Source organism: Pseudomonas sp. GD03858, from assembly GCF_029840925.1.
Lineage (GTDB): Bacteria > Pseudomonadota > Gammaproteobacteria > Pseudomonadales > Pseudomonadaceae > Aquipseudomonas.
Window position 1 is genome coordinate 1 of the sequence record NZ_JAOCDM010000207.1, and the last position, 2,938, is coordinate 2,938.

At 66.4% G+C, this 2,938-nt stretch carries 3 protein-coding genes; 1 reads left to right on the forward strand and 2 read right to left on the reverse strand.

Annotated features, from left to right (window positions below):
* A partial coding sequence (locus tag N5D48_RS25965) for a DUF2269 family protein (RefSeq protein WP_279888982.1) occupies positions 1–383 on the reverse strand: 383 nt, incomplete at its 3' end.
* Positions 384–486: 103 nt separating this feature from the next.
* Positions 487–2,001 (reverse strand): threonine ammonia-lyase, biosynthetic, encoded by a 1,515-nt coding sequence (gene ilvA, locus N5D48_RS25970; RefSeq protein WP_279888984.1) that lies wholly within the window; start codon positions 1,999–2,001, stop codon positions 487–489.
* Between the two features lie 126 nt (positions 2,002–2,127).
* Here ilvA and rpiA point away from each other — a divergent pair, with 126 nt between their 5' ends.
* Positions 2,128–2,802, forward strand: a complete 675-nt coding sequence (gene rpiA / locus N5D48_RS25975) for a ribose-5-phosphate isomerase RpiA (protein WP_279888986.1) — start codon at positions 2,128–2,130, stop codon at positions 2,800–2,802.
* Positions 2,803–2,938: the final 136 nt, after the last annotated feature.

Sequence of the window (2,938 nt, forward strand, 5' to 3'; positions counted from 1 at the left end):
CACACGCCGCTGAACAGCGCCAGCGCGAGGGTGAACTTCAGCCCCACCGTCTCGGCCTTGCGCAGCCGGTTCAGGCGCACCGCCAGCCACCAAACGGCCAGCGCGCCGAAGGTATAGAGGATGCTGGAGGCCAGTACCCAGGTCTGCCCCAGCGGCCAGCCGATCAGGTGCACCAGCCACCAGCCGGTGAACGGCATGCTCACCAGGCACAGCCCCATCAGCAGCCAGACGAACACCAGCGGTCGGCGCAGCAGCTTGGCATAGGCTTCGCTGTCACCCTTGCGCCGGGCGCGAACGGTCCAGATCGCCAGGCCCAGGGCGCCCAGCAGCAACAGGGCGGTGGCGAGGATGTGCAGGGTCTTGAGGGTGGTCAGGTGTTCCATGTCTTTATCGTCCTTCAATAGGGCATTTCGCATCGGCCCTTCGCGGGTAAACCCGCTCCCACAACGCGCTACCCGCGAAGAGCCCTATGCCCAGCTTAGTCAGTCAGCCGAGGAACAGCTGGTAAGCCGGGTTCTCGGTCTCGTCCCAGTATGGATAGCCGATCTTGGCCAGCGCCGCCGGCACCAGGTGACGTTCGTCCTCCGGCACCTGCAGGCCGGCGACCACGCGGCCATCGGCGGCGCCATGGTTGCGGTAGTGGAACATCGAGATGTTCCAGCGCCCGCCCAGCTTGTTGAGGAAGTTGAACAGCGCGCCCGGCCGCTCCGGGAACTCGAAGCGCAGCACCATTTCGTCGCTGGCCCCGGCCGAATGGCCGCCGACCATGTGGCGGATGTGCAGCTTGGCCAGTTCGTTGTCGGTCAGGTCGGTGACCGGAAAGCCTTGCTCGCTCAGTTGCCGCACCAGCGCCGCGCGCGGGTCGGTTTCCGGATGGGTCTGCACGCCGACGAAGATGTGCGCCTCGTCGGAGGTGTGCTTGCGGTAGTTGAACTCGGTGATCTGGCGCTTGCCGATGGCCTCGCAGAAGGCCTTGAAGCTGCCCGGGCGCTCGGGGATGGTCACGGCGATGATCGCCTCGCGCTTCTCGCCAAGCTCGGCGCGCTCGGCCACGTGGCGCAGGCGGTCGAAGTTGACGTTGGCGCCCGAGTCGATGGCCACCAGCGTCTGCCCGGTGACGCCCTTGAGTTCGACGTACTTCTTGATCCCCGCCACGCCAAGGGCGCCGGCAGGTTCGGTGATCGAGCGGGTATCGTCGTAGATATCCTTGATTGCCGCGCAGATTTCGTCGGTGCTGACGGTGATCACCTCGTCCACATGGTGACGGCAGATATCGAAGGTGTGCTGGCCGATCTGCGCCACCGCCACGCCGTCGGCGAACAGCCCGACCTGCGGCAGCACCACGCGCTCGCCCGCGGCCATGGCGGCCTGCAGGCAGTTGGAGTCGTCCGGTTCGACACCGATCACCTTGATGTCCGGGCGCAGGTACTTCACGTAGGCGGCGATGCCGGCGATCAGGCCGCCGCCGCCGACCGGCACGAAGATCGCGTCCAGCTGGCCCGGGTGCTGACGAAGGATCTCCATGGCCACCGTGCCCTGGCCGGCGATGGTGTGCGGGTCGTCATAGGGGTGGATGTAGACGAAGCCCTTTTCTTCCACCAGCTTCAGCGAGTAGGCCAGCGCCTCGGGGAAGGAGTCGCCGTGCAGCACCACCTTGCCACCGCGCGAGCGCACGCCCTCGATCTTGATCTCCGGGGTGGTCTTGGGCATGACGATGGTGGCTTTGATGCCCAGCTCCCGGGCTGCCAGGGCCACGCCCTGGGCATGGTTGCCGGCCGAGGCGGTGACCACGCCGCGGGCCAGTTCCTCGCGGCTCAACTGCGCCAGCTTGTTGTAGGCCCCACGGATCTTGAACGAGAACACCGGCTGCAGGTCCTCGCGCTTGAGCAGTACCGTGTTGCCCAGGCGCTTGCTCAGCTGTCCGGCGCTGTGCAGCGGGGTTTCGACGGCAACGTCGTAGACGCGCGAGGTGAGGATCTTCTTGACGTACTGTTCGAGCATCGGAAAGCATCACTGGGCCGCGGGACAAGGGCTGGGAGTCTACCGCAGCGCTACGTCGGGCGACCACAGCAACGCCTCGGGAGTCGTTATACTAGGCCCTTTCCGCCTTGCCCTCCCGGAGCCCGCATGACCCAGGACCAACTCAAACAGGCTGTCGCCCAGGCTGCCGTCGATCTCATCCTGCCGAAACTGGACGAGAAAAGCGTCGTCGGCGTCGGCACCGGCTCGACCGCCAACTTCTTCATCGACGCCCTGGCCCGGCACAAGACCGCCTTCGACGGCGCCGTCGCCAGCTCCGAGGCCACCGCCCAGCGCCTGAAGGGCCATGGCATCCCGGTCTACGAGCTGAACAGCGTCAGCGAGCTGGAGTTCTACGTGGACGGCGCCGACGAGAGTGACGCGCACCTCAACCTGATCAAGGGTGGCGGCGCGGCCCTGACCCGCGAGAAGATCGTCGCCGCCGTGGCCAAGACCTTCATCTGCATCGCCGACGCCAGCAAGCTGGTGCCGGTGCTGGGCGCCTTCCCGCTGCCGGTCGAGGTGATCCCCATGGCCCGCAGCCATGTGGCGCGGCAACTGGTGAAACTGGGCGGCGACCCGGTGTACCGCGAAGGCGTGGTCACCGACAACGGCAACGTCATCCTGGACGTGCACAACCTGCAGATCACCAACCCGGTGGAGCTGGAAAGCCAGATCAACGCCATCGTCGGCGTGGTCACCAACGGTCTGTTCGCGGCGCGCCCGGCCGATGTGCTGCTGCTGGGGACTGCCGAGGGCGTGAAGACCCTGAAGGCCGAGTAAGCCTGGTCGCGCTAACCTCAAGCCTTGCGCGATCCCTGTAGGAGCGGCCTTGCCGAGGCGTCGGACCGGTCGGAAAGGGCTGCGTAGCAGCCCCAGATTTCAGCGTTGAACAAAGATTGCCGGGGCCGCCTTGCGG

Excerpts from the sequence above, each read along its gene's own strand:
- ilvA (WP_279888984.1), bottom strand. The coding sequence starts at position 2,001 with ATGCTCGAACAGTACGTCAAGAAGATCCTCACCTCGCGCGTCTACGAC.
- rpiA (WP_279888986.1), top strand. The coding sequence starts at position 2,128 with ATGACCCAGGACCAACTCAAACAGGCTGTCGCCCAGGCTGCCGTCGAT.